22 protein-coding genes are annotated in these 26,587 nt (G+C 61.7%); 12 read left to right on the forward strand and 10 right to left on the reverse strand.

Annotated elements, in window-relative coordinates; all coding sequences use genetic code 11:
- Positions 1-97: 97 nt before the first annotated feature.
- Positions 98-874: a metallophosphoesterase family protein gene (locus RlegSU303_RS17975; RefSeq protein ID WP_205928058.1), complete on the reverse strand. Its 777-nt coding sequence runs from the start codon at positions 872-874 to the stop codon at positions 98-100.
- A gap of 164 nt (positions 875-1,038) precedes the next feature.
- On the opposite strand from RlegSU303_RS17975, the gene RlegSU303_RS17980 reads away from it, so the two are divergent.
- The gene (locus RlegSU303_RS17980; RefSeq protein WP_131719200.1) at positions 1,039-2,166 is read left to right on the forward strand and encodes a monooxygenase; all 1,128 of its coding nucleotides are present in this window, start codon (positions 1,039-1,041) and stop codon (positions 2,164-2,166) included.
- A gap of 1 nt (position 2,167) precedes the next feature.
- On the opposite strand, the gene RlegSU303_RS17985 is transcribed toward RlegSU303_RS17980, so the two are convergent.
- Positions 2,168-2,632: an RrF2 family transcriptional regulator gene (locus RlegSU303_RS17985; protein WP_026158834.1), complete on the reverse strand. Its 465-nt coding sequence runs from the start codon at positions 2,630-2,632 to the stop codon at positions 2,168-2,170.
- A gap of 176 nt (positions 2,633-2,808) precedes the next feature.
- The gene (locus tag RlegSU303_RS17990) at positions 2,809-3,597 is read right to left on the reverse strand and encodes an SDR family NAD(P)-dependent oxidoreductase (RefSeq protein ID WP_025395731.1); all 789 of its coding nucleotides are present in this window, start codon (positions 3,595-3,597) and stop codon (positions 2,809-2,811) included.
- 143 nt (positions 3,598-3,740) lie between these two features.
- Between RlegSU303_RS17990 and RlegSU303_RS17995 the strand changes: the two genes are divergently transcribed.
- Positions 3,741-4,511: a TIM barrel protein gene (locus RlegSU303_RS17995; protein WP_131630065.1), complete on the forward strand. Its 771-nt coding sequence runs from the start codon at positions 3,741-3,743 to the stop codon at positions 4,509-4,511.
- On the opposite strand, the gene RlegSU303_RS18000 is transcribed toward RlegSU303_RS17995, so the two are convergent.
- Complete coding sequence (locus RlegSU303_RS18000; protein ID WP_131630064.1) at positions 4,508-5,527, reverse strand: LacI family DNA-binding transcriptional regulator; 1,020 nt, start codon at positions 5,525-5,527, stop codon at positions 4,508-4,510. The two genes, RlegSU303_RS17995 and RlegSU303_RS18000, sit on opposite strands and share 4 nt — an antisense overlap.
- A gap of 178 nt (positions 5,528-5,705) precedes the next feature.
- Between RlegSU303_RS18000 and RlegSU303_RS18005 the strand changes: the two genes are divergently transcribed.
- From RlegSU303_RS18005 to RlegSU303_RS18040, 8 genes are all read left to right on the forward strand, one after another.
- Positions 5,706-7,631 (forward strand): ABC transporter substrate-binding protein, encoded by a 1,926-nt coding sequence (locus RlegSU303_RS18005; RefSeq protein WP_131622885.1) that lies wholly within the window; start codon positions 5,706-5,708, stop codon positions 7,629-7,631.
- Positions 7,632-7,719: 88 nt separating this feature from the next.
- Complete coding sequence (locus RlegSU303_RS18010) at positions 7,720-9,828, forward strand: family 10 glycosylhydrolase (protein ID WP_131719201.1); 2,109 nt, start codon at positions 7,720-7,722, stop codon at positions 9,826-9,828.
- A gap of 103 nt (positions 9,829-9,931) precedes the next feature.
- The gene (locus RlegSU303_RS18015; RefSeq protein ID WP_131719202.1) at positions 9,932-10,918 is read left to right on the forward strand and encodes an ABC transporter permease; all 987 of its coding nucleotides are present in this window, start codon (positions 9,932-9,934) and stop codon (positions 10,916-10,918) included.
- Positions 10,919-10,928: 10 nt separating this feature from the next.
- Positions 10,929-12,119: an ABC transporter permease gene (locus tag RlegSU303_RS18020; RefSeq protein ID WP_131719203.1), complete on the forward strand. Its 1,191-nt coding sequence runs from the start codon at positions 10,929-10,931 to the stop codon at positions 12,117-12,119.
- A 10-nt stretch (positions 12,120-12,129) separates the two neighbouring features.
- Positions 12,130-13,848, forward strand: coding sequence for an ABC transporter ATP-binding protein (locus RlegSU303_RS18025; protein WP_231283240.1), 1,719 nt, complete (start codon positions 12,130-12,132; stop codon positions 13,846-13,848).
- A gap of 10 nt (positions 13,849-13,858) precedes the next feature.
- Positions 13,859-14,653, forward strand: a complete 795-nt coding sequence (gene otnI, locus RlegSU303_RS18030) for a 2-oxo-tetronate isomerase (RefSeq protein ID WP_131719205.1) — start codon at positions 13,859-13,861, stop codon at positions 14,651-14,653.
- Positions 14,650-15,525 (forward strand): 2-hydroxy-3-oxopropionate reductase, encoded by an 876-nt coding sequence (locus RlegSU303_RS18035; RefSeq protein WP_131719206.1) that lies wholly within the window; start codon positions 14,650-14,652, stop codon positions 15,523-15,525. Before otnI ends, RlegSU303_RS18035 begins: the two co-directional genes overlap by 4 nt.
- Positions 15,526-15,633: 108 nt before the next feature.
- Positions 15,634-17,736 carry a beta-galactosidase gene (locus tag RlegSU303_RS18040; RefSeq protein WP_131719207.1) on the forward strand — a complete coding sequence of 701 codons (2,103 nt, stop codon included), beginning with the start codon at positions 15,634-15,636 and terminating at the stop codon, positions 17,734-17,736.
- 4 nt (positions 17,737-17,740) lie between these two features.
- Here RlegSU303_RS18040 and RlegSU303_RS18045 read toward each other — a convergent pair whose 3' ends face one another.
- The gene (locus RlegSU303_RS18045) at positions 17,741-18,283 is read right to left on the reverse strand and encodes a hypothetical protein (protein ID WP_131719208.1); all 543 of its coding nucleotides are present in this window, start codon (positions 18,281-18,283) and stop codon (positions 17,741-17,743) included.
- 130 nt (positions 18,284-18,413) lie between these two features.
- On the opposite strand from RlegSU303_RS18045, the gene RlegSU303_RS18050 reads away from it, so the two are divergent.
- The gene (locus tag RlegSU303_RS18050; protein ID WP_131719209.1) at positions 18,414-18,887 is read left to right on the forward strand and encodes a cupin domain-containing protein; all 474 of its coding nucleotides are present in this window, start codon (positions 18,414-18,416) and stop codon (positions 18,885-18,887) included.
- Positions 18,888-18,973: 86 nt separating this feature from the next.
- Here RlegSU303_RS18050 and RlegSU303_RS18055 read toward each other — a convergent pair whose 3' ends face one another.
- From RlegSU303_RS18055 to RlegSU303_RS18075, 5 genes are all read right to left on the reverse strand, one after another.
- The gene (locus tag RlegSU303_RS18055) at positions 18,974-20,083 is read right to left on the reverse strand and encodes a sn-glycerol-3-phosphate import ATP-binding protein UgpC (protein ID WP_131719210.1); all 1,110 of its coding nucleotides are present in this window, start codon (positions 20,081-20,083) and stop codon (positions 18,974-18,976) included.
- 12 nt (positions 20,084-20,095) lie between these two features.
- Entirely contained in the window at positions 20,096-21,010 is a 915-nt protein-coding gene (locus tag RlegSU303_RS18060; RefSeq protein ID WP_029872478.1) for an ABC transporter permease subunit, read from the reverse strand.
- 10 nt (positions 21,011-21,020) lie between these two features.
- Positions 21,021-21,905, reverse strand: a complete 885-nt coding sequence (locus RlegSU303_RS18065) for a carbohydrate ABC transporter permease (RefSeq protein ID WP_003542466.1) — start codon at positions 21,903-21,905, stop codon at positions 21,021-21,023.
- Positions 21,906-22,136: 231 nt separating this feature from the next.
- The gene (locus tag RlegSU303_RS18070) at positions 22,137-23,492 is read right to left on the reverse strand and encodes an extracellular solute-binding protein (protein ID WP_003542468.1); all 1,356 of its coding nucleotides are present in this window, start codon (positions 23,490-23,492) and stop codon (positions 22,137-22,139) included.
- Positions 23,493-23,853: 361 nt separating this feature from the next.
- Positions 23,854-25,059: an ROK family transcriptional regulator gene (locus RlegSU303_RS18075; RefSeq protein ID WP_131719211.1), complete on the reverse strand. Its 1,206-nt coding sequence runs from the start codon at positions 25,057-25,059 to the stop codon at positions 23,854-23,856.
- Between the two features lie 223 nt (positions 25,060-25,282).
- Here RlegSU303_RS18075 and RlegSU303_RS18080 point away from each other — a divergent pair, with 223 nt between their 5' ends.
- On the forward strand, positions 25,283-26,521 hold the full coding sequence (locus tag RlegSU303_RS18080) for an extracellular solute-binding protein (RefSeq protein WP_131719212.1): 1,239 nt from the start codon (positions 25,283-25,285) through the stop codon (positions 26,519-26,521).
- Positions 26,522-26,587 lie beyond the last annotated feature (66 nt).

Consider the following 26,587-nt stretch of genomic DNA (forward strand, 5'->3'; position numbering starts at 1 on the left):
ACGACACGCGCCGGCCGGTCGACCATCCGACTCCGTTTGAGCCAACAGAATGCTTCAATCTAAACCGGAAAGGCTCTAGCGGCTGAGGAAACGGAAGTCAGGTCGAAAACAGATGCACTCGGCCTTGCCACAAGCGGGCGACGGTGAGTTTGCCGCTGCGATAGGCGCGCGTATCGATATTGAGCCGCTTCGGCCGTATGTCGGGTTCATCGTTCGGCGTATGACCGTGAACGACGAGTTTCAGCAACGGCACCCGGCTTTCGAGAAACCGTTGGCGAATGAGGACCAGATCCTCGTCCGTCTGCTCACTGAGCCGCAGCTTCGGATTGATGCCGGCATGCACGAAAATCACGCTCGGGGTCTCCAGCACGACAGGCATCGCCCGCATGAAATCGATATGCGTACGCGGCAGCGACTGGCGGATGAAGGCATCGAGCTTCGCGCCGGAGGGAAAGACCAGCGGTAGATGCTCCGGATCGAGGCCGTAGGATTTGAGCGACTCCGCCGACCCCATCTGCATCCAATCGTCATAGGAGATCCAGCCATCGATATAGTCGAGCATGGCGACTTCGTGATTGCCGGCAAGGCAGATGCGGTCGAATCCATCAGGCGGAGGCTCCATCAGATGGGTGATGACCTGTGCCGATTCAGGGCCGCGGTCGACATAGTCGCCGAGCGTTACGATCAGCTTTCGCCCGGGCAGCCGCGCGCCATCACGCAGGATCGCCTCCTCGGCTTTCACAAGCAGATCGTACCGACCGTGAATGTCGCCGATCGCATAGGTTGGGATCGCGGCAATATCCAGCGTCAGGCGCGGTCTCGGCTGGCGTGCCATTTTCGAAACCTCGCTGTTGCGAGCACGAGAGTCGCTCATCATATTTCTCGATCAGGGAAGCCCCACTTCACCGTAAGTAGCGTGGAGAACAGGGCAATCAAGCTGGTAAGAAAATTCAAAGCACACGGGTTTTGTAGAAAAACCGGCCTTATCATTCGAGGGGCAATCCCTCACTCCTGTATCCGTCGAGAAAAGAGTGACCGATGGGAACGGTATCGCAGTTTCATGAGAGCCTGAGGCCTCCCGCGCATCGCATCGAAAGCGAAGAGGAGGCGATATCCACGGCCCGCGACCTCGCCGCCGCATTCCGGCATCAGGCGAGCGAGCGTGATATCAACCGCATCCTGCCCTTTGCCGAGCTAGATGCGCTGTCTGTATCGGGGCTGACGGCAATCACTGTTCCGCCAGACCATGAAGGGCTCGACGTGTCGAACGCCCTGCTCGCCGAAATCGTTGCGATCATCGCCGAGGGCGATGCATCGATCGGCGAGGCGCTGGAAAGTCATTTTTCTGCGCTGGAAACGCTCCGCATTCAGGCTGCCAAGGATTTGAAGGCATCGCTGTTTGCCCGTGTGCTGCTCGGCGACCGCTTCGCGGGCGCCGCCTTCACCGACGGGACCGAACTGACCGCCGAAGGTCCAGGCTACCGTCTGAGCGGGCGCACGCGGCAGGCGCCCGGTATTCTATTCGCCGACTGGATCGCCGCTGCCGCCACCGCTCCTCCCAGCCGCCCGGTGACACTCTACCTCACACGCGGTGAAGAAGGCGTGCAGGTGGTCGATGATTGGGACGGCTTCGGCCAGCGCACCAATGGATCGGCGACGGCGATCGTCGGAACGCTTCATGTCAATGCCGATGCGATTGCGCCTGCCCCCTCGTCCGGACATTCGACCGGCATCTCGCTCGGTCTGCTGCTCAAGGCGGGCGTCAGCCTGGGCGTCGCCCGGGCCGCATGGAGCGACCTGATGACCGCAATTGGCGATCGCAGCACGACCGTCCTTCCCCAGATCGGCGAACGCGCCATCCGCATCGAAGCAACGGCGGCAGCCTTGGAACGGGCTGGCCGTAAACTCGACATTGCCCAAGTCAATCCTGTGGAGGCCGCGATGGCGGACGCGCATTTCTCCGCCTCGGCGGCCGCGATCCTTGCCGGGGAAACGGCGCTCGACACCGCAAATGCGCTGTTCGAACTTGCAGGGGAAACATCGGCGGGCATCGGCCTCAATCTCGACCGCCATTGGCGCAATGCCCGCATTCACGCGCTATCGCTGGCGCGGGATAGATTGGTGCATACCGCAGGCGAATATATGTCGGAGCCCGGGAGAGCCTAATTCAGCTGGCGGCGGAGATCGGGAATTCTTCCTTGGGGCCGTCGATACGGCCGCCATCGGCGACGAATTGCTCGAGGGTCATATTGTCGAGAATGGCGGCGATCGCGTCCCGAACATCGGTCATCGAGCGCCGCACCTGACAGGTTTCCGGATCGGCACAGTCGTCGCAGGCCTCGTAAGCCGTACGGCTGGCGCAGCGTATCGGCGCTAAGGGCCCGTCGAGCGTGCGGATGACATGGCCGATGCGGATTTCGGTTGCCGGCCGCGACAGGGAATAGCCGCCGCCCGGTCCCTTCTTCGAGCGCAGGATGCCGACATTGCGCAGTTCGAGCAGGATCGTATCGAGAAACTTCTTCGGGATATTGTTGCGGGCCGCGATGTCGTTGATGAAGGCGGTCTCACCCGGCGCCAGCCGCGCCAGGTCGACCAGCGCCTTCAGCCCGTATTTTCCCTTTTTCGTCAGCATCGTCGTCGCCTTGTAGAAATCGCAGTATTTATCCTGCCAATAGCAGGCAAATAGCGTCAAAAGCGTGAACATACAACAAAATAGCTATTATTTATAGCTTGTATCGGCAACGTCCACAGAAACGCCCGGCAGCCTCGAGAAAGACCGGCCGCCGCGCGCCCTGCCTGCAGCCTCGGTCAGATCGTCTTCAGCATGCCGCCATCGACGAAATAGGTCGAGCCGATGCAATAGCTCGCGCGCTCCGAACTCAGGAAGACGAAGACGTTTGCCAGCTCCTCTGGTGTGCCGAAGCGTTTGGAGGCGGCGTGCTCGTTGGCGACGCTCTGTAGGTAGCCTTCCCAGTTGCCGCCGGTTTCCGCCGTCAATTGCTTGGCGGTCTTGATCCAGTCGGGCGTCAGGATCAGACCGGCATTGACGCAGTTGACGCGGATATTGTCCTTGATGAGCTCGGTCGAGAGCGTCTTCGAAAACATCATCAGCGCCGACTTGCTGACATTGTAGATCGGCTCGTACCAGAGCGGCTGAACGGCGCAGATCGAGGCATTGTGCAGGATCACCCCGCCGCCGCGTTGCTTCATCTGCGGCGCGATGCCGCGCGCCAGCCGCACGGCGGCCATCACATGCAGGTCCCAATAGTCCTGCCACTTCTCGTCGGGCGCCTCCATCACCGTCTCGTTCGATCCGGTGCCGGCATTGTTGATGAGGATATCGGCGCCGCCTTTTTCGGCCGCCGCCGCGATAATCGCCTCGGTTCCCGCAACCGTCGCCACATCGGCCGCGACAGCGGCGGCGCTGACGCCGTACTTCTCGGCGATACGGGCGGCTTCCGCCTCGAGCCGTTCGCCGCCACGGGCTGCCAGCACAAGGTCGGCGCCCTCAGCCGCCAGTCCCTCGGCGATCGCCAGCCCGATGCCGACCGACGCACCTGTTATGACGGCAGTCTTTCCCTTCAATCCGAGATCCATGTCTTCCTCCGCAAACGGCCGGAGATCCCGGCCTGATGTGCTGAGTGTTCCGCCAATGAGCCCCGGGCGTCAAGCGCCCACACTCCTCTTGCGGCAGGCGCCGATCTGTCGCATGCCTGCATCAACAGATGGGAGGAGTTTTCATGCGACGTTATTCAGCCTGCATAGAATGGCTGTTTGCCGAAGAGGGCGACAGCTTTCCCGATCGCATCCGCCGCGCCCATGCGGCCGGCCTGACGGCGATCGAATTCTGGCGCTGGACCGGCAAGGATCTGGATGCGATCGAAGCGGCGCTGAAGGAAACCGGTCTTGCCGTCACCAGCCTCGTCGCCGAACCGATGATCGCGCTGACCGACGCCGCCAACCGGCAGGCCTGGCTGAAAGGCCTTGCCGATTCCGTCGCTGTCGCCAAGCGTCTCGGCGCGCCGGTGCTGATTGCCCAGGCGGGCAACGATCTCCCAGGCGTGACCCGCCAAGAACAGCGCCGGGCGCTTACCGAAACGCTGAGAGCCGGCGCCGATATCCTCAAAGGCAGCGGTGTCCGCCTCGGCGTCGAGCCGCTCAACATCCGCATCGACCATGTCGGCTATTTCCTCGATTCGACCCGCGAAGGTCTCGACATCATCGATGACGTCGCTCGCCCCGAGATCGGTATCGTCTACGATATCTACCATTCCGCCGTGATGGACGAGCGCACCGAGGAGGTATTGAACGGCCGTCTCGACCGTATCATCCATGTCCATGTCGCCGATCATCCCGGCCGCAACGAACCGGGCTCCGGCGATATCGACCTTGCCCGACGCCTCGGCTGGATCTTTGCCAACGGTTACGACGGCGCCGTCGGTCTGGAATACCGGCCGACCAGGCCCGGCGCGGACGCGGTCAAGGCCGCGATTGCTTCGCTCGGCGGTTAAACCTCGGCGGCATCGACGCTTGCCGCCGCCTTGCAGGGTCCGGCCGAGCGGCGCTCGATAATGCGCGAGGCAATCATGATGCGCCGCGCCGGCATGCCCGGCAGGCGCGGATTTTCGATGCGCTCGAGCAAAAGCCGCAGGCCGACCGCCCCACATTCCTGCCCCTCCATCCTCACCGTCGTCAGCGCCGGTGAGATCTGCGTTGCCGGCGAGTAGTCGCCGAACCCGACGACCGAAATATCGTCGGGAATGCGGTATCCCTGACCGAGCAACTCGGAAACCACGGTCAGTGCCAGCCCGTCATGGGCGCAGAAAAAAGCCGTCGGCCGGATGCCTTTTTCCACGAGCGCCCGGAAGGCCGCGCTGAAGCCATTCTCTTCGTCGAACTGCATAACATGAAGCGAAACGTCAGGATAACGTTCGGCGACTTCGCGGGCGCCGTAGTGCCGCTCTTGGCGTCCGCGCAGGCCTGGCATGCCATAGACGTAAACGATGGATCGATGGCCGAGCCCGACCAGATACTCCACCACCGCCTGCCCCGCCTCATGGTCGGTGCCGCCGACATGGTCGATCTGTTCGAGCGCATCGACCCAGCCGAATCGCACGATCGGAACGCCGGTGGCGCTCGCCGCCGCCACCGCCTCGCGGGCATGCGGACCGACGAGCATCAGCCCGTCGCAGCTGCGCGCCAATTCTTCCAACTGAGCGGAATCATGGGTCCAGCGGACACGCAGCGCCATGCCAAGCCGGTGCGCTTCGCGCTGCACACCGTTCTGCACCTGCATATAGAGTTCACTGTTGACGGCATCGAGATCGTGAAAGACGACAGCGATCTCACCCGCAGCACCCTGCCCGACGGGCTTTGTATAGCCGAGGCGCTGCGCCGTCTCGCGGATCAGCGCGCGCGTTTCCTCGCTGACGCCGCTCTTGCCGGCAAGCGACCGCGACACCGCATATTTCGACAGGCCGACCTCCCGCGCGATCGTCTGCAACGTAACCCGGCCCCTGCTTCCCACGTGGCACCTCAGCGTTCGATTGATGCGCGCTGGCTATAGCAATCGCGCCGGTAAAGCAAATTTATACACTAACGGAAACATAACGCTTTACCTAACAATATCCAAATGTAATCTTTTCCTCATCCCAGCCCGACAGCAAAAATAATGATAAGGGCGCGGATTTTTGGAGGAGATCCCTATGATCAAGCTGAAACGACGTGCGTTTCTGGCCGGGACGTCGGCCGCCCTGATATTGCCGGCCCTGCCGGTTTTCGCCGCTGACTTCAAGGAAGCGGATATCCTGAAAACGAAGGTGTCGAGCGGCGGCCTGCCGGCCCTGAAGGACCGGCTTCCTGAAAATCCGCTCGTCGTCAAACCGGTCGAAAGCGTCGGCAAATACGGCGGCGACTGGAACATGGCGCTGGTTGGCGGCGGGTCGCTGTCGATGCTGTTCCGCTACCAGGCCTACGAGCCGCTGTTGCGCTATACGCCCGACTGGTCTGGCGTGACGCTGAATGTCGCCGAGTCCTTCGAGGGCGACGCCGACTCCAAGGTCTATACGATCCGCCTGCGCAAGGGCATGAAATGGTCGGACGGCCATCCCTACACCACCGCCGACATCAAGTTCTGGTACGACACCGTTTTCACCGACAAGCGCGTAGCCTTTGTCGGTCAGGATCATTGGAAGTCCGGCGGCAAGCCGGCCAAGCTGGAGATCGTCGACGAGCAGACCTTCAAGGTCACCTTCGACAAGCCGAACGGCCTGTTCCCGCTGCAGGTCGCCTGGGCAAACAACGACCAGACGACGCGCACACCGAAACATTATCTCGAGCAGTTCCACATCGACTTCAATCCGAAAGCCGATGAACTCGCCAAGCAACGCGGCTTCGAAAGCTGGATCGCCTCCTTCCAGGCGGCCGCCGGTTTCCAGGACGACAACGCCTTCTTCCTGAACTCCTCGAAGAAACCCTGCGTGCATGCCTGGATGTTCACGATAGCGCCCGGCGAAAACACCGAACGCGCCGTTGCCGAACGCAATCCCTACTATTGGAAGGTCGACACCGAGGGCAACCAGCTGCCCTATATGGACCGTATCGTCTACCAGATGGTCGCCGACCCGCAGGTTCTGCTGCTGAAGGCCATGCAGGGCGAAGTCGACCTGATGGACCAGTATATCGCCACGCCGAACAACAAGTCGGTTCTCTACGATGCGCGTGAGCAGGGCGGCTATGATTTCTACACACTGACTTCGACCGAAGCCAATGTGATGAATTTCATCTTCAACCTGAACCACAATGACGAGACCAAGCGGAAGCTCTTCCGGAACAAGGATTTCCGTGCGGCACTTTCGACAGCACTCGACCGGCAGTCGCTGATCGATGCGGTGCTCGTCGGCCAGGGGGCACCTGCCCAGGCATCGATCAAGAAGGAAGACCCGCTTTACAACGAGCAGCTCGCCACGCAGTTCACGGCCTATGACGTCGACAAGGCGAATGCCATGCTCGACCAGATCCTGCCGAAGCGCGACGACCAGAACTTTCGCCTCGACGAAAAGGGCCGCCGCCTGACGATCATCTTCGAGATCGACCAGGCGCGAGCCGTCTTCCTCGATCTCTTCCAGCTGGTGATCCCGATGTTCCAGGCGGTCGGCATCGATGCGCAGATGCGCTCGATGGACCGTTCGCTCTGGGAGACGCGCGTCCGCCAGGGCCGCGATTTCGATGCGACCGCCCACCAGTTCGGCGCAAATGGTGGCGTCGCCGCCATGCTCGACCCGCGCTATTACGTGCCGACCGATGCCAACGCCATGTATGCCCCGGCCTGGCAACTCTGGTATCGCGACCGCGCCAATGCCAATGCCGAGGAACCGCCGGAAAGCACGAAGAGCCAGCTTGCGCTCTACGACAAGCTGAAGGCCACTTCCGACGCATCAGGCCAGCGCGAGGTGATGAAGCAGATCCTGCAAGGCGCCGCCGACAATTTCTATGTCTTCGGCATCTCGCTGCCGCCCGATGGCTACGGCATCGTCAAGAACAACATGAAGAACATCACGAAGATCATGCCGAACTCCTTCGGCTGGCCGACGCCCGCTCCGACCATGCCGGAGCAGTTCTACAAGGTCTGAAGACCTTTTATCCCAGGAGCCTCGTTAGGCGCCGGCCCCTGCCGGTTGGCGCCGAGGCCCTTCTTTTGCCAATGATTGGATGAAGACGATGCTCGATGCCAGAAAACAGAACACCAATACGCTGAGGACGCCGGACTGGTTCAAGACCGCGACCCGCTGGACCCAGCTGACCTTCGTGGAAGACGACCCGGAGAAATACGACCCGGCCTTCTGGATCGATGTCTTCAAACGCACGAAATCGAACGCGGTCTGCCTCAGCGCCGGCGGCTATATCGCCTATTATCCGAGCGACGTGCCTTACCACTATGTGAGCAAATATCTCAGCGATAAGGATATCTTCGGCGCGCTCGTCGATGCCGCCCGCAAGCTCGACATGCATGTCATGGCCCGCGTCGACCCGCATGCGATCCATGACGATGCCGCCAAAGCCCATCCGGAATGGGTGATGATCAATGCCGACGGCACGCCGCGCCGCCACTGGGCCTATCCCGATGTCTGGGTGACCAATGCCTATGGCGACTACAACAGCGTCTTCATGCCTGAGGTGGTCAAGGAGATCGTCCGCAAATACGATATCGATGCGGTCTTCGCCAATCGCTGGCAGGGCCACGGCGTCGATTATAGCGAAGACAGCGCCCGCCGCTTCAAGGACATGTCCGGCCACGCCTTGCCTGTAAAACCCGATGCCGAGGATCCTGCCTGGCAGGCCTGGGTGCAATGGCGCCGCCGCGTGCTCACCGACATGATCGCGCAATGGGACGATGCCGTCAAAGCGATCCGCCCGCATGCGAGCTTCATTCCCAACATGGGCGGCGCTTCGCTGATGGAATTCGATCTCTCGGTCATCGCCAGGCACTGCCCCTTCCTCGTCGTCGACCATCAGGGCCGCAAGGGTCTGGAGCTCGGCTGGTCGGCTGGGCGCAACGGCAAGCGTATCCGCGCCACCTTCCCCGACCGCCCGGTCGTGCTGATCACCTCGATCGGCCCGGAGGAGGAATATCGCTGGAAGGATGCCGTCACCTCGGGCGAGGAGATGCAGCTCTGGATCAATGACGGCACCGCCCACGGTCTCTATGCCTGGTTCACCAAATTCAACGGTGTCGTGCCCGACAAACGCTGGGTCGATCCTGTAGCCGACGCATTCGGCCTGCAGGCAGCCGTCGAGCCGGTACTGGAAAGCATGAAGCCGACCGCCGAAATCGCCGTCATCGATCCCTCGACGACGCTGCGCCATTGGGCGCCGGAAGAGCGGCATTCCGCCGAGAAACCCGACCTCGGTCTCTATCACGCCCTTGTCGAAGCCCGGCTGCCCTTCGAGCTGCTCTCAGACCAGGTGCTGACCGAGGAAAACCTCGACCGCTTCAAGCTGATCATTCTCGCCAATGCCTCGTGCCTTTCGGATGCCCAGAACACCTCGATCCGCGCCTATGTCGATCGCGGCGGCAGCGTGATTGCCTCCTACGAGACGTCGTTGCGGGACGAATTCGGCAAGACGCGTGACGAGTTCGGTCTGACCGACGTACTCGGCGCCAGATACGTCTCGGGCCCGCGCGGCATCGTCAAGAACACCTATGTCGCCCTTTCCGGCGATCACCCGATCAATCGCGGTTTCGACGGCGCCGAGCGCATCATGGGCGGCACCCGCCTGATCCACGCCGAACCCTCGGCCGATGCGAAGACTCCCTTCCTTTATATCCCTGACTTTCCCGATCTGCCGATGGAAGAGGTCTATTCGCGTGAAGAGCCGAAAGGTGCTGCCGTCATCGCCCGCGAGACTGGCAAGGGCGGACGCACGGTCTACATCCCCTGGAATATCGGCGAGATCTTCTGGGAGGTCTTTGCCGTCGATCATGCGCGGCTCATCGCCAACGCTGTCCATTGGGCACTCGGCAAGACGCCGCGTGTCACCGTCAAGGGCCAGGGCGTCATTGATCTGGCGCTGCGCGAAAACGGTGAGGGCCTGGCGCTCAGCCTCTTCAACCTCACCAACCCGATGATGATGAAAGGCCCGATCCGCGACAATTACCCTCTGGCAGCGCAGACCGTTTCGGTGGAAATTCCGGAGGGCAAGTCGGTGGCGAAGACATGGCTGGTCATTGCCGACCGCGCGGCAAGCTTCAGTGTGAAGGATGGACGCGCGCAGGTGGAGGTGCCTGGCATCGATCGGCTGGAGGTCCTGCATCTCACCTGGAAATGAGGTGACACGCGACGGAGGAGCGCTTTCGGCCTAGGGGCCGAAAGCGGGTGGATATCCGGGGGAAGCGCGTCACAGCGTTCCCGACGGGAGGAGAAACGTTTCGATGCTTGGCTATATCTTCAAGCGCGTGCTCTACATGATCCCGACCTTGTTTGGCATGTCGCTGATCTCGTTCCTGATCATCCAGCTGCCGCCGGGTGACTATCTGACGTCGATGATCGCCACGATGAGCGACAGCGGCCAGACCGTCGATCCCGCGCAGATCGAGCGGCTGAAGGAAATCTACGGCTTCGACGACCCCTTCTATGTCCAATATCTGAAATGGATCTGGGGCATCGTCAGCCGCGGCGACTTCGGCTACTCGTTCGAATGGGGCCAGCCGGTCTCCGGGCTGATCTGGGGCCGCATGGGCTCGACGCTGGTGATTTCGCTCTTGAGCCTGCTCTTCGTCTGGATCGTCGCTTTGCCAATCGGCATCTATTCCGCCGTCCGCCGCCACTCCGTCGGCGATCACGTTTTCACCTTTCTCGGCTTCATCGGCCTTGCCGTGCCGAACTTCATCCTGGCGCTGACGCTGATGTACGTCGCCTATAAATATCTCGGCCAGAGCGTCGGCGGGCTGATCTCGCCTGAGTATGCCGAGGCGCCCTGGAGCCTCGCCAAGGTCGGCGATTTCCTCGCCCATCTCTGGATCCCGATCATCATCATCGGCGCATCCGGAACGGCAGCGATGATCCGCATCCTGCGCGCCAACCTGACCGACGAGCTGCACAAGCCCTATGTCGTCACCGCCCGCGCCAAGGGACTGCCGGAATACAAGGTGATCCTCAAATATCCGGTCAGAATCGCGCTCAATCCCTTCGTCTCGGCGATCGGCTGGGTGCTGCCGCATCTCGTCTCGGGCGTGACGATCACCGCCATCGTGCTGAATCTTCCGACAGCCGGCCCGCTGCTTTTCCGCGCGCTGATCTCGCAGGACATGTATCTCGCCGGCAGTTTCATCCTGCTTTTGAGCGCGCTGACCCTTGTCGGCATGCTGCTGTCGGATCTGCTGCTGGCGCTGCTCGATCCGCGCATCCGGTTCAATTGAGGGGAATGCGATGAGCACGCACGAAACCTTCGGAGCCCATGTTGGTCCGCTCCACACCGTTGCCGACGGCCCCTCGATCAGCCCGCTGAAACAGGGCAAGACCGTCTCGACGGCCGCGATCGGCCCCTGGCGGCTGGTCGCCGGCAAACTGATCCGTCAGAAGGTGGCGATGGTGGCCGGTGCCATCATCCTCTTCCTCTATCTGGTCGGCCTCTTTGCCGAATTCCTGGCGCCGGCTTTGCCGATGACCTCGCGGCCGCAATATACCTATGCCCCGCCACAGGGCTTCAGCTTCTTCGTCGAAAAGCCGGACGGCAGCTCGGAGTTCAACTTCCATGTGAAGGGCTACAAGGTCGAGATCGACAAGGTGGCGCTGCGCCGCACCTTCGTCGTCGACGACACCAAGGTCGTCCCGATCGGCTTCTTCGTCAAAGGCGCGGCCTACGATCTCTGGGGCCTGATCCCGATGAACCGCCACCTGATCGGCCCCCTCAACCAGAACGATCCGATGTATCTGCTCGGTGCCGACCGGCTCGGCCGCGACGTCTTCTCGCGCCTCGTCTACGGCACCCGCGTATCCATGTCGATCGGCCTCGTCGGCGTCGCCATGTCGCTGATCCTGGGCGTCGTGCTCGGCTCGATCTCCGGCTTCTACGGCGGCTGGGTGGATACGCTGATCCAGCGCGTCATCGAGGTCGTCAGCGCCATGCCGACCATCCCGCTATGGCTCGGTCTGGCGGCGGCGATCCCGCTGACATGGTCGCCGGTCAATGTCTATTTCGTCATCACGATCATCGTCTCGCTGCTCGGCTGGACCAGCTTGGCGCGGGAGGTGCGCGGCCGGTTCCTGGCGCTGCGCAGTGAGGATTTCGTCGTCGCCGCCCGGCTCGACGGATCGAGCGAAGCGCGGCTGATCTTCCGCCACATCCTGCCGTCGCTGACGAGCCACATCCTTGCGGTCGTGACACTGGCCGTGCCGACCATGATCGTCGCCGAGACCTCGCTTTCCTTCCTTGGCATCGGCCTCAAGCCGCCGGTCGTCAGTTGGGGCGTGCTGCTGCAGGACGCCCAGAACATCCGCACCGTCGCGACTGCGCCGTGGCTGTTGATCTGGCCGTCGCTCGCGGTCGTCGTCGCCGTCCTGTCCTTCAATTTCTTCGGCGACGGCCTGCGCGATGCCGCCGACCCTTATGACAATTGAGGAGGAAACTATGACTGATCTTTCAGACGACGTCGTTCTCTCCGTCGAAAACCTCTCGATCGATTTCAGGCTGCGCACCCACATCCTGCACGCCGTCGAAAATGTCAGCTTCGAGCTGAAGCGCGGTGAGACGCTGTGCCTCGTCGGTGAAAGCGGCTCCGGCAAGAGCGTCACCGCCCGCTCGCTGCTGCAGATCGTCGACAGCCCCGGCAGCATCGTTTCCGGCCGCATCCTGCTCAGCAATGGCGACGGGGTCACCGGGGTCACCGACATTGCCGCCTTGAAGCCGTCCGACCGGGCGACGCGCGCCATCCGCGGCCGCCGCATCGGCCTGATCTTCCAGGAGCCGATGAGCTCGCTGTCGCCGGTTCACACCATTGGTTCGCAGATCATCGAAGCGGTGCGCCTGCACAGCAATCTCGATCAGCGCGCCGCCCGCGAAAGGACCGTCGAACTGCTGCGCCAGGTCGAAATTCCGAAGCCGGACAAGATGGCCGACCGCTACACCTTCGAATTCTCCGGCGGCATGCGCCAGCGCGCGATGATCGCCATGGCGCTTGCCGGCAATCCCGATATTCTCATCGCCGACGAGCCGACGACGGCGCTCGACGTCACCACCCAGGCCGAAATCCTTGACCTGATCAAGCGGCTGCAGGTCGAACGCGGCATGGCCATGCTGCTGATCACCCATGACATGGGGATCGTCGCCGAAGTGGCCGATGATGTTGCCGTCATGCGCTTCGGCCGCATCGTCGAGCGCGGACCGGTCGATGCGATCTACCACGCCGCCGAGCATCCCTATACCCGCCAACTGCTGGCCTCGACGGTCAAGCTCACCCACCATGTCGAAGGCAGGCTGCCCGCCGTGGCGCTGTCGCCGGAGGCGCCGCAGCCGATCCTGTCCGTCCGCAATCTCGGCAAGATCTACGGTTGGCACGGCAAGACCAATACGCTGCGCGCCGTCGACGACGCCAGCTTCGATCTTTATCCCGGCGAAAACCTCGGCATCGTCGGCGAAAGCGGCTCCGGCAAGACGACGCTCGGCCGGCTCATCCTGCGCACCGTCGAGCCGACATCGGGCAGCATCAGCTATCGCGGCAAGGACGGTAGCGAGATCGACGTCACGAAACTCACCAAGCGCGAACTCCGCACCTTCCACCGCGAAGTCCGCCTGGTCTTCCAGGATCCTTTCGCCTCGCTCAATCCGCGCATGACCGTCAAGGAGGTGATCGGCGATCCGCTTGTTGTCAACGGGCTGGCCAAGGGCAAGGCGCTGGAGGACCGCGTCGCCGAACTGATGCGCCTGGTCGGCCTCGACCCGATGGGCATGGAGCGTTATCCGCATGCCTTCTCCGGCGGCCAGCGCCAGCGCATCGGCATCGCCCGCGCCCTTGCGCTCGATCCGCGCATCATCATCGCCGACGAGGCAACGTCGGCACTCGACGTCTCGATCCGCAGCCAGATCCTCGATCTGCTCCTCGATATCCGTCAGCGGCTAAACCTGAGCTTCATCTTCATCTCCCACGACATTTCGGTCGTGCGTTATTTCTGCGATCGCGTCGCTGTCATGCATCGCGGCAAAATCGTCGAACTTGGCGAGGCCGGACAGATCTGCACCGCTCCCGAAGAGGCCTATACGAAGAGCCTCATCTCCGCCGTTCCCAATCCCGACCCTCGCGACAAGCGCATGCTGCACCGGCATCGTTTCGTCGCGCCTGCCAATATTTAAGGACGATCCCGTGCCGAAATTTTCCGCCAACCTTTCCTTCCTCTACCAGGACCTGCCCTTTCTCGACCGCTTCACGGCAGCCGCAGAGGACGGCTTCGGCGCCCTCGAATATCTCGGCCCCTATGCCGAACCCAAGGAGAAGGTCGCCGAGGCGCTGGAGGCGAGCGGCATGAAACAGGCGCTCTTCAACGTGCCATCAGGCGACTGGGCCGGCGGCGAGCGTGGCATCGCCTGCCTGCCGGACCGCGTAGAGGAGTTCCGCAACGGCATCGCGCAGGCGCTCGATTATGCCGCAGCGCTCGATTGCAGGCAGGTGAATGTCATCTCCGGGCTGGTGCCGAAGGGTGCAGACCTTCAAACGCTGGAAACGGTGCTGGTCGACAATCTGAAATATGCAGCAAAGCGTTGTGCCGACGTCGGCGTCAAGCTGCTGGTCGAGCCGATCAACCTGCGCGATATTCCCGGCTTCTTCCTGTCGACCACCGCTGATGCCGAACGCATACTCGACCGGGTCGGCTCGGACAATCTCTACATCCAGTATGATTTCTACCACATGCAGATCATGCAGGGCGACCTGGTCTCCACCTTCATCCGACTGAAGGAGAAGATCGCCCATGTGCAGATCGCCGACAATCCCGGCCGCAACGAACCCGGCACCGGCGAGATCAATTACGGTTTCATCCTCTCCGAACTCGACCGCCTCGGCTACGACGGCTGGGTCGGCTGCGAGTACAAGCCGAAATCCGGCACCAGCGAAGGCCTCGGCTGGATGAAACCCTATCTGAAGTCAGCGAGGACAGCATGAACATCGGATTTATCGGACTGGGCGTCATGGGCCGCCCGATGGCGGAACACCTGATCGACGCCGGCCACACGCTGCATCTGAGCCGCGTGAAGGAAACCTCGCAGCATCTTGTCGACAAGGGCGGCAAAGCCGCAACAAGCGCCAGGGCGGTGGCGCACGCTTCCGACATCGTCATCCTGATGCTGCCGGATACACCAGATGTCGAGGCGGTTCTGTTCGGCGAAGACGGCGTCGCCGCCGGCCTTTCCCAGGGCAAGCTGGTTATCGACATGAGCTCGATCTCGCCGGTCGCCACCAAGACTTTCGCCAAACGCATCGAGGCGCTCGGCTGCGATTATCTGGATGCCCCGGTTTCCGGCGGTGAGGTCGGCGCCAAGGCCGCCACGCTGACGATCATGGTTGGCGGCAAGGAGCAGGTTTTCGAGCGCGCCAAGCCGCTTTTCGAAAAGATGGGTAAGAACATCACCCATGTCGGCGGTAGCGGCGACGGCCAGACGGCGAAGGTCGCCAACCAGATCATCGTCGGTCTGACGATCGAGGCGGTTGCCGAAGCGCTGCTGTTTGCCAAGCGTGCCGGCGCCGATCCGGCCAAGGTGCGCACCGCGCTGATGGGCGGCTTTGCCTCCTCGCGCATCCTCGAAGTGCATGGCGAGCGCATGGTCAAGGAGACCTTCGAGCCCGGCTTCCGCATCCGCTTGCACCGCAAGGACATGACGCTTGCCGTCGATGCCGCCCGCGCACTCGATCTGTCGCTGCCGAACACGGCCGCCACGCAGCAGCTGATGAATGCCGCCATCGCCAATGGCGACGGCGAACGCGACCATTCCGCCCTCATCCGCACCCTGGAACTCCTCGCCGGAGGGCCGCGCTAGATCAACGCTTTTTAGAACAACCGGACGACATCTTCGATTGCCGACTGCCGGAGCCTTCTTTCCGGACGGCGAAGCCATGTCCGGTCATCGATAGAGAAGGACAGGAAAATGCTCAACAAAGATATCCAGCTGCCCTACGGCGCCGTCTATTTCCGCAAGTCCAACCCGCCCCGCGAAGATTGGGAACGCGACTACGCCACCGCCGGGCAGGACGGCCTCAACATCTTCCGCCACTGGTTCATGTGGAGCGCGATCGAAACCGCCCCCGGCGTCTACGATTGGGAGGAATACGACCGTCAGATGGACCTTGCCGCTGCAAACGGCATCAAGACCGTCATCGCCGAATTGATCCATGCCGTGCCGGACTGGGCAGTGCGCAAATATGCTCATGCGCTGCAGGTCAATGCCGACGGCACCAAACTCGGTTCCTATATGGGCGTCTCGTCGGCGACCGGCGGCTTCTCCAACAATGGTGGCGGCGCCGGCGCCCTGACGCTGAACTGCCCCGAAGTGAAGGAAGCCGCCGGCAAGTTCTTGACCGCGCTCGCCACCCGCTACAAGGATCATCCGGCGATCTATGGCTATGACGTCTGGAACGAGTGCAACTATTCCGCCGATGTCGATTACAGCCCCTATGCCAAATCAGCCTTTCGCAAATGGCTGGAGAAGAAGTACGGCAGCCTGAAGATCCTGGCGAAAGCCTGGTACCGCTACAGCTTTGCCGAATGGGACGATATCGAGCCGCCGGTGCACATGGCGCCCTACCCCGAATGTATCGATTGGCTGCAGTTCAAGCGCGACAATTTCTACGACCAGATGCAATGGCGCATCGACACCATCCGCGCCGTCGACCAGAAGAACACCATCGTTGCCCACGGCATATCCGGCGCAATTCCCAACATGGCGGCCAACGGCTGCGACGACTGGCTCGCCGCATCCAAGGTCGAGGTTTACGGCTTCACCTGGATCCAGGCCCGCAAAGGGTCGGAAGCCTGGAAGAACTGGTACGGCGTCGACATCAACCGTGCCGCCGCCCGCGGCAAACCGTTCTGGCATGCCGAACGCCAGGGCGGGCCGCTCTGGCTGCAGCCGCAGGTGATCGGCCGCGACAAGGAAGACGGCCGCGTCGCCGAGCCCGAGGACATCCGTCTCTGGAGCATGACCTCGCTTGCCGGCGGCGCCCGCGGCGTGATCAATCTGCGCTGGCGCCCGCTGCTCGACGGTCCGCTCTTCGGCGCCTTCGGCTCCTACGGCATGGACGGCTCGCGCACGCCGCGCTCCGACATGGCAAGCGCCATGGCGAAATGGGCAAACGACAAGGCGCAAAGTGCCCTCTGGGAGGCAAAGCCGGTGCGCGGCGAAGTCGGCATCCTTGTCGTTCGCGAAACCCAGGAGTTCGATTACCTCCTGAACCACGACCGCAAGGAGAAACCCTATCCCGAAGCCATGTGGGGGGCGTATCGGGCCTTCCTCGAAAATGGCGTGCAGCCGGACTGGGTGCATATCGACGACATCGCGGCCTACGATTTCCTCTATTTCCCCTACCCGATCATGTTCACATCAGAACAGGCAAAGAGCCTGAAAGCCTGGGTCGAAAACGGCGGCACGCTGATTGCCGAAGCATGCCCCGGCTATTTCGGCGATCGTGGTCAGGTCGGCACCGTCCAGCCGAACATGGGCCTCGACGAGATCTTCGGCGCGCGCGAGGAGGAAGTCGAATTCATGCCCGATATCGGCGACCGCATCCATTTCGATCTCGACGGCGCGGCGGTCGACGGTGGCGGCTTCCTTCAGTCTTATCGGCTGACCGGCGGAACGGGACGCGGCCACTTCACCGACGGCCGTCTTGCCGTCGTCGAAAATGCCTATGGCAAGGGCCGCACGCTGCTGATCGGCACCAATCCTTCCGTGACCTATTACCGCACGCAGGGGAAGGCGAACGGCGCTTTCTTCGCTGAGCTATTGAGATGGAGCGGGAAGAAGCGCCATGTGACGCTGTCGAATGCCGCACTCTTCGCCCGTATCCACGAGGGAGAAAAGGGCAGCTTCCTCTGGCTCGTCAATCCGACGAGAACGGCGCAGAAGACCGAGGTGACGCTCGCCCGAGGAGCACTTGCGCAAAGCCAGGCAGTCTGGCCGATCGATCATATCGGCAATAGTGGCATCGAGGTGCCGCCGCGCGATGTGCTGATCCTGCCGCTCGATAGCTGAAACTTCAGGATGCGGATGAACTGGCGCCTTCGACAAAGGCTTCAAGCTCGGGGTCGAAGTCGACCTCGACGACATTGTTGAAGACGGCGGTGGCCAGCATGATGCCGGCAAAGGCGACGAGATCGACGAGCACCTTGGTCTCGTAGCGCTGTTTCAGCTTCGCCCAGAGTTCGGCGGGAACAGCGTTGGAATCGGCGACGATGGCCTTGCCGAAGGCGTCGAGCAGCGCTTCCTCGTCGGAAAACTCCAGTGCATCGGGATTGAAACCCTTGTTGATCAGCGCCCGGCGAAAAAAGGTGATGGCTATCTTCGATTTGGCTGCCTTCGAGATCGCATGCGAGAAGATCCAGATCGCCCGGTCGCTGACGGCAGGATCGAGTTCGGCCCGCAGCGTGAACCATTCGGCATAGATGCGGTGGGCGGCGGGCGAATGCAGCAGCGTGCGCTTCATGTTGGTCATCCGCCCACGTAGCCTGACTTCTTCGTCATGCGCCGCACGAACCTCTTCCGAAGCGGTGTCGTAGTCGATTTGCGGGAGGTGGCTCATCGGCTTGCTCTTCCTTTTCGCACAAAAGCTATCGGGTCGCCGAGACGTTATGCGGCTGCGCAGCGGCAAATCCGCTTGGCCGCCGCCCGGCTCCCGCTTAGACTGACGAGATCGAAGCTGGAGACAAGGCATGAGCGACGACCACGAGCATCAGCATGTCGACTGGCGGGAACATGGCGTCAAGGTCATTCCCGGCAATTCGCTCGATCCGAACACCGCGCAGACGCCAGGCATGAATCGCGCGACCGCGATCAACAACGCGCGCGCCGGCGCCGAAAAGATCTGGGCCGGCACGGTGACGATCCATGCCAACGCCAAGACCGGCGCCCATCACCATGGCGATCTCGAAAGCATCATCTACGTGGTCAAGGGCAAGGCCCGCATGCGCTGGGGCGAGCATCTTGAATATACCGCCGAGGCCGGCCCCGGCGACTTCATCTATGTTCCGCCCTATGTGCCGCATCAGGAGATCAACGCCAGCCGCGACGAGACGCTGGAATGCGTTCTCTTCCGCTCAGGCCAGGAACCGGTCGTCGTCAATCTCGACATCGAGCCGGTCGAAAAGCCGGAGGACGTCGCGTGGATCGACCCGATCCACCGTTAGAGCAATTCACCGTCGAGCAAGTGGCTGACATCCTCAGCCGCCGAACGCTCTGCCAAGATCGTCGCAAAGGATCGTCGCAGACCGCTTTAGGCGTGGACGGCGCCTGCGCTGTTCATAACAGGGTTCTCGATGATCCGGCCGGTATCGGCGGCATAGAGGTGGATCTGGTCGTAATCGATCGCGATGCCGATCGGATCGCCCGACTTCACCTTCACGGCCTCAGTCAGCGCCACGGCAAAGGGCAGCCCATCGAAATCGGCGTGGACGATGCGGCTTGCGCCGAGCTCTTCGATGAAATCGGCCGTTGCGACAAGGGCACCCGGCGCATCAGGGGCCACCAGCCGGGCAGCCTCGGCGCGCATGCCGAGCACGACGCGTTTGCCTTTCAGCGGTGCGGCGCGCTCGCGCGGCAGTACGACCTTGCGGCTCTGATCGTAGACGAAAACGCCCTCGTCATTGATCGTGCCCTCGAGCAGGTTCATCGCCGGCGTGCCGACGAAACCCGCGACGAAGCGCGAGACCGGATGATGATAGACCTCTTCCGGCGTGCCGACCTGCTCCACCCTGCCGCCGTTCATCACCACCAGCCGGTCGGCCAGCGTCATCGCCTCGGTCTGGTCATGCGTGACGAAGATCGAAGTGGCCCCGAGGCGGCGGTGCAGGCGGCGGATTTCGGCGCGCATGGCGATACGCAGCTTGGCGTCGAGGTTCGACAGCGGCTCGTCGAAGAGAAACACCTTCGGTTCGCGGATCATCGCGCGGCCCATGGCGACGCGCTGGCGCTGACCGCCGGAAAGAGCGGCGGGCCGACGGTCGAGGAAGGGTTCGAGGCTGAGCGCCTTGGCGACCTCGCCGATGCGCCGCTGACGCTCCGCCTTCGAGACGCCGGCCACCTTCAATGCATAGCCGATATTCTCGGCAACACTCATATGCGGATAAAGCGCATAGTTCTGGAACACCATGGCGCAACCGCGCTCGCGCGGCTCCAACTGGTTGACGACGCGGCCGTCAATAGCGATTTCACCGCCGGTGATTTCCTCGAGGCCGGCGATCATGCGCAGCAGCGTGGACTTGCCGCAGCCGGATGGGCCGAGGATGACGATGAACTCGCCCGACTGGATGTCGAGATCGACGCCGTGAACGACGGGGGTCTTGCCGTAGTTTTTCTTCACGCCACGAATGGAGATCGGTGCCAAGGGAGTACTCCTTCACTTCTCGGTGGAGATAAGGCCGCGTACGAACCAGCGCTGCATCAGAATGACGAGGATCAATGGCGGCGACATGATGATCAGGGTTCCGGCCATGGCGACATTCCAGTCGGGCAGGCCGAATTCGGACGGGATGAGGGTCTTGAGCTGCGTCACGGCGATGCCGAAATTCGGATCGGTGGTGATCAGCAGCGGCCAGAGATACTGGTTCCAGGCCCAGACGAACATGATGGTGAAGAGCGCGATCATATTTGGGCGGGAGAGCGGCAGCAGAATGTCCCAGAAGAACCGGACCGGGCCTGATCCGTCCATCTTCGAGGCCTCGGCAAGTTCGTCCGGAACAGTCAGGTAGAACTGCCGGTAGAGGAAGGTACCGGTCGCGGTTGCGACCAGCGGCAGAACGAGACCGGGATAGGAATTCAGCAGGCCCCATTGGAGCTTGATCTGGACGCCGGTGATCTGCGCGACGAGCCAGCTTATGCCGGTGACGTCGAGGATCGTCTGGAAAGGCTGCAGCGCGTTGGCCGCGATCGAATAGGTCGGCACGATGCGGACTTCCAGCGGCAGCATCAGCGTGATGAAGATGATCCAGAAAATCACATACCGGCCGCGGAAGCGGAAGTAGACGATCGAGAAGGCTGCCATGGAAGACAGCATGACCTTGCCGGCGCCGACGGTTGCGGCGAAGATGACGCTGTGAAACAGCTTGTTGCCGAGATCGGCGCGAACCCAGGCGGTCTCAGCGTTTTCCCAGAAATGCGAGCCCGGCATCAGCGGCAGCGGCACACGATTGACCGTCTCCAGATCAAGCGTCGAGGCGATGATGACGATGGCGAAAGGCAGAAGCGCGATCACCATGCCGAGCGCGAGAAGCGTATAGCAGATGAAGTTGAATATCGGCGTGCGTTCGATCATGTCCGCGACCTCACTTGTAGTGCACGCGCCGCTCGATGAAGCGGAACTGGAAGATGGTGAGCAGGACAACGAGCACCATCAGGATGATGGACTGCGCTGCAGCGCCCGAATAGTCGAGACCTCTGAAGCCGTCGAAATAGATCTTGTAGACCATGAGCTCGGTGGCACGCGCCGGGCCGCCCTGCGTCATGACGTCGACGATACCGAAGGAATCCTGGAAACTCTCGGTGATGTTGATGACGAGCAGGAAGAACAGCGTCGGCGTCAGCAGGGGCAGCTGGATATCCCAGATCCGGCGCATCGGCCCCGAACCGTCCATTGCGGCGGCCTCGATCAGCGAGCGCGGAATGCCTTGCAGCGCTGAGAGGAAGAAGATGAAGTTGTAGCCGATATATTTCCAGGAGAAGGCCACGACGACCGCGATCATCGCGTCCTTGCCGTCGAGCGCGGGGTTCCAGAGGCCGGGCCAGACGTGGTTGATAACAGACAGAAGGCCGGCCTCCGGTGCCAGGATGAAGCGGAAGGCGAGGCCGAGAGCGGGGGCGGCAATTGCGTAAGGCCAGATGAAGACTGAGCGGTAGACTTTGTGGCCGCGCAGTTCACGATCCGTCAAAAGCGCCAGGATCAGCGCCAGCCCCATGGCGATGGCCGTCGAGCTGAAGCCGAAAATCATGCTGCGGGTGATCGAGTCCCAATAAACAGGATCGGTGAGCAGCTGTCTGAAATTGTCGAAACCGACCCAGGCATTACCACCGCCCCATGGCTGCTCGAGCGTGAACGCCCAATACAGCGCCTGCGCGCTCGGCCAGTAGAAGAAGACGAAGATCAGCAACAGCATCGGAAATGCGAAGAGCAGTCCGATCGTCGTCGAGGAGAAAGTGACGCGCTTTTCCATGAGTGCCGTTTTCGTCCTGGTTTGGTTTAAAGCATGTCGCGCAAAACTGTGCAGCAGTTTTGCTGTAGCGACATGCGTAAAAATATAGATCTAAAGCGCCAGGAGCGAACCTGAAAGATTGCGGCGCGCTTTAGGCGCGGGCGGCGAGCTCGCATCCGCGGCCGAATAAAGAACTTACAAAGACGCACCCGGCGCGCAAAATGCGGGCCGGGTGCGGCTCATATCAGCCGATCAGGGGAGCTGAACGTTCTTGTAGGTCTGCTGGAAGCGACGCAGGAGCGTATTGCCGCGTTCGGCGGCACTGTCGAGCGAAGCCTGGACATCGGCATTGTTGACGAAGATTGCCTGCAGACCATTGGCGATTTCGGTGCGGACCTGCAGCAGGCCACCGAGGCGGATGCCCTGCGGAGCCGCGTCGCCAGCCGGCGAAGCGGTCAGGCTCTGAATGGCGAGTTCGCGGCCGGCATAAGGCGCCTTGCCGTAGAAGCCCTGCTTATTCAGATATTCGAAACCGGAGTTGCGAACCGGGATGTAGCCGGTAACGGTCGACCAGGTAAGAGCTTCTTCCGGCTTTGCGATGAAGTTGAAGAACGCGGCAGCAGCCTTGTATTCGGCGTCGGAGTGACCCTGCAGAACCCAGAGCGAAGCGCCGCCGACATAAGAGCTGTGACGGGTTGCGTCGCCGTAGGTCGGCAGCATGGCAACGTCCCAGTTCATGCCTTGCTTGGCGGTACGGCCAACGTTGCCGTGGTCGCCGACGGAGGTCAGGATGACCTGGCAATCGCCAGCGGCAAAGGCTTCGACGAAGGTCTGGCCGACAGCCTTGTTCTTGATGACGACCAGCTTGTCGTCGTACCAGGACTTGAGGTCCTTGATGTAGCTGACGAGAAGCGGGTTCTTGTTGAACACCAGCTCGGCGTCGAGACCTTCAAAGCCGTTCTTCTTCGTGGCGATCGCTTCGCCGTTGACGGCTTCGAACTGCTCGATGTACTGCCAGACTTCGTTGTTGGAGATGTCAAAGCCGAGCGGGCAAGCATAGCCCGCATCCTTCAGAGCCTTGAGGTCCTCGCCTGCTTCCTTCCAGGTCGCCGGGGCATGATCCTTGCCGATCTTGGCGAAGGCGTCCTTGTTCCAATAGAGAAGAGCGGTCGAGGAGTTGAAGGGGAAGGAGTACATCTCGCCCTTCGATGTCGCGTAGTAGCCGGAGATACCGGAGAAGTAGTCCTTCCAGTCGACGGTGTAGCCCATGTCGGTCATCAGCTTGTTGGCCGGGTAGTAGGCGCCGGAGAGCATGATGTCGAGGGTGCCGGCGTCGGAGACCTGGGCGATGGTCGGCTGCTTGCCGGCGCGGAAGGCAGCAATGGTGTTCTGAAGGGACGCGTCGTAGCTGCCCTGGCTGGTGCAGACGACTTCGTAGTCGGCCTGCGACTGGTTGAAGCGATCGCACTGCTCCTGGACACGCTTTGCGATGTCACCGGAATTGCCGAACCAGAAGTCAATCTTGGTCTTATCGGCGGCGGCAGCGGGACCAGCAAGAAACGCTGTAGCGAGAAGGGCGCCAACGGCGCCGAGAAGCTTGGCTTGCATGAGAACCTCGAACGTAAAAGGACGCGCACTTTCAGCGCACGCCCTATTAGCTGGTTCAAATTGCCGCCGCCAATGAATATTACATGACATGAAATGTTCCAATTCTAGTTGTCACAAAACAGTCATACAATCATTATTCGTAACATCTCGAGAAATATTTAGAGGAACTTAGCGGTCCTCTTAAATGTATTTGAAATACTATATACTTACATTAAAATAAACGCAATTTTAGAAGGCGTTTAATGTTTAATTATATTGGAAAAAAGCGCCTTTATTCGTGCGTCCAGCTGGAACGAAACTTGCAAAAACAGCCGAATTTTGCCGTTGCACTGCTGTGCAACGCTCGGTTTCAGCCTCAAAATCAAAGGGAATCCTTCAAAATTGCAGCAAAACGCGGATCGAATGCACGGCTGATCGGTCCCGCGGCAGCCCCGAGCGCCACAGACCAGGGATCGGCCATGCCGGGCTGCAGGCGCGGCAGCGTCCGGCCACGACGTTCGGCGATCGAAGGCAGCAACGGGCCGATTGCCGCAATCAACCTGTTCACCAGCGCTTCCGGCGCGCTGCCGCAGAGGATCACGGTCTGCGGATCGAACAGTGTCTCGATGAGATGGATGCTCCAACGCAGGTCCACAGCGGCCGCCTCGACCCAGGCGTCGATGCTTTGATCGCCCCTCAAGGCAAGGTCGTTGATCCGTGCATAAAGGCCGGGATCGGCGGGATCGACCGACAGATGCTGATAGAGCGAGGCGAGCGAGGCGCGATGTTCGAGCGGCGTCGATTTGCCGTCGGCAAACAGCAGCGCCATGCCGATCTCGCCGGCATTGCCGTTGGTGCCACGATAGAGCTCGCCGTTCAGAATGAGGCCGGCGCCGATGCCATAGCCGACGAAGAGGCAGACGGCATGGTCGATGCCGTGGGCGGCTCCCACCATGCGCTCGGCGGTCGCTGCCGCCGCCGCATCGTTCTGCAGGCCGACATCGAGCCCGGTGCCGGCGGTCAGCGTTTCCAACAACGGAAATTTTTGCCAGGCCTCCATCATCCACGGATCGTCGCCGCTGCCGGCAACCCCGAAAGGCCCGGGCATCGCGGCGCCGAGGCCGACCAGCCGCTTTTCCGACTGCTGGACGATCCCGGCAAGCTTTGAGCGTATGCCGGCGACGAGATCGAGGATGACCTTCGTCCCGTTCGACGGACCTCCGGGCGGTAGCCCGGCCTCATCACGCACGAGAACGCTGCCGACGAGATCGACGGCGACCGCCCGCGTCACATGCCGGTCGATCTGCAGGCCGATCGCAAAGGCGCCTTCGGGCACGAGACGATAGGGTGTCGACGGCTGGCCTCTGCCCCTCCTCACCGCCTCTTGCGAACTGACGAGACCGTCGCGCTCGAGTTCCTCGATGATATTGGACACCGTCTGCTTGGTCAGCCGCGTCGCCCGCGCCAGATCGGCGCGTGAAAGCGCACCGTTGATCCTCAGGGCATCGATCATCACGCGCCGGTTATGCGCGCTGGTGCCTTCGTGATTGGTGCCGCTCTTGGCCCGGATCGGGCGGCTGTCATTCATGTGCAATTCCCTCTTGACTCCAATAGAATGTTGAAGAAGTAATAAGTCAAGACACTTGACTTAATGAGGAACCGGAGAGTTCCAGGGAACGCAGGAGGCGGGCAACGGCTCCGACGACGCTCCGAGACGACGAACCGGCACGCTTTCCGTGCGTGCCTTCTCGAACACCGATGGCGGAGGACCGCCCTCGGCAATGCGTAAATGTCAAAAACTGGAGGCTGTAATGCTGAAATCCTTTAACAAGACGCTTCTGGGTGCGGCCTTGATCGGCGCATCCCTTGCGCCGCACGCTTTCGCCGAAACGACGCTGAACGCGCTTTTCATGGCGCAGGCCGCCTATAGCGAGGCCGATGTACGCGCCATGACCGACGCCTTCGCCAAGGCGAACCCCGATATCAAGGTCAATCTCGAATTCGTTCCCTATGAAGGCCTGCACGACAAGACGGTGCTGGCGCAGGGTTCCGGCGGCGGCTACGACGTCGTCCTCTTCGACGTCATCTGGCCGGCCGAATACGCCACCAACAAGGTGCTGGTCGACGTCTCCTCGCGCGTCACCGACGAGATGAAGAAGGGCGTGCTGCCGGGTGCCTGGACCACCGTGCAATATGACGGCAAATATTACGGCATGCCGTGGATCCTCGACACTAAATATCTGTTCTATAACAAGGAAATCCTCGAAAAGGCCGGCATCAAGGCGCCGCCGAAAACCTGGGACGAGCTGACCGAGCAGGCAAAGACGATCAAGGACAAGGGCCTTCTCGCCACGCCGATCGCCTGGAGCTGGTCGCAGGCCGAAGCCGCGATCTGCGACTACACCACGCTCGTCAGCGCCTATGGCGGCGATTTCCTCAAGGACGGCAAGCCGGCCTTCCAGACCGGCGGCGGCCTCGATGCGCTGAAATACATGGTCTCCAGCTATTCCTCGGGCCTCACCAATCCGAATTCCAAGGAATTCCTGGAAGAGGACGTCCGCAAGGTCTTCGAAAACGGCGATGCCGCCTTCGCGCTGAACTGGACCTACATGTACAACATGGCCAACAATCCGAAGGACAGCAAGGTCGCGGGCAAGGTCGGCGTCGTGCCGGCGCCGGGTATTGCCGGCAAGAGCGAGGCTTCGGCCGTCAACGGCTCAATGGGCCTCGGCATCACCTCGGCCAGCAAGCATCCCGAGGAGGCCTGGAAATACATCACCTTCATGACCTCGCAGGCGACGCAGAATGCCTATGCCAAGCTCAGCCTGCCGATCTGGGCGTCGTCCTATGAGGACCCAGCGGTCGCCAAGGGCCAGGAAGAGCTGATCTCCGCCGCCAAGATCGGCCTTGCTGCGATGTATCCGCGTCCGACGACGCCGAAATATCAGGAGCTCTCGACCGCGCTCCAGCAGGCGATCCAGGAATCGCTGCTCGGCCAGTCCTCTCCCGAGGACGCGCTGAAGTTGGCCGCCGACAATAGCGGCCTCTGATCAAGCATGAAGACCCGGGCGGCGCCTGCCGTCGCCCGGTCTCGAACACCTATAAGGAAGAAGGGT

This window comes from Rhizobium sp. SU303 (assembly GCF_021052345.1).
Lineage (GTDB): Bacteria > Pseudomonadota > Alphaproteobacteria > Rhizobiales > Rhizobiaceae > Rhizobium > Rhizobium laguerreae.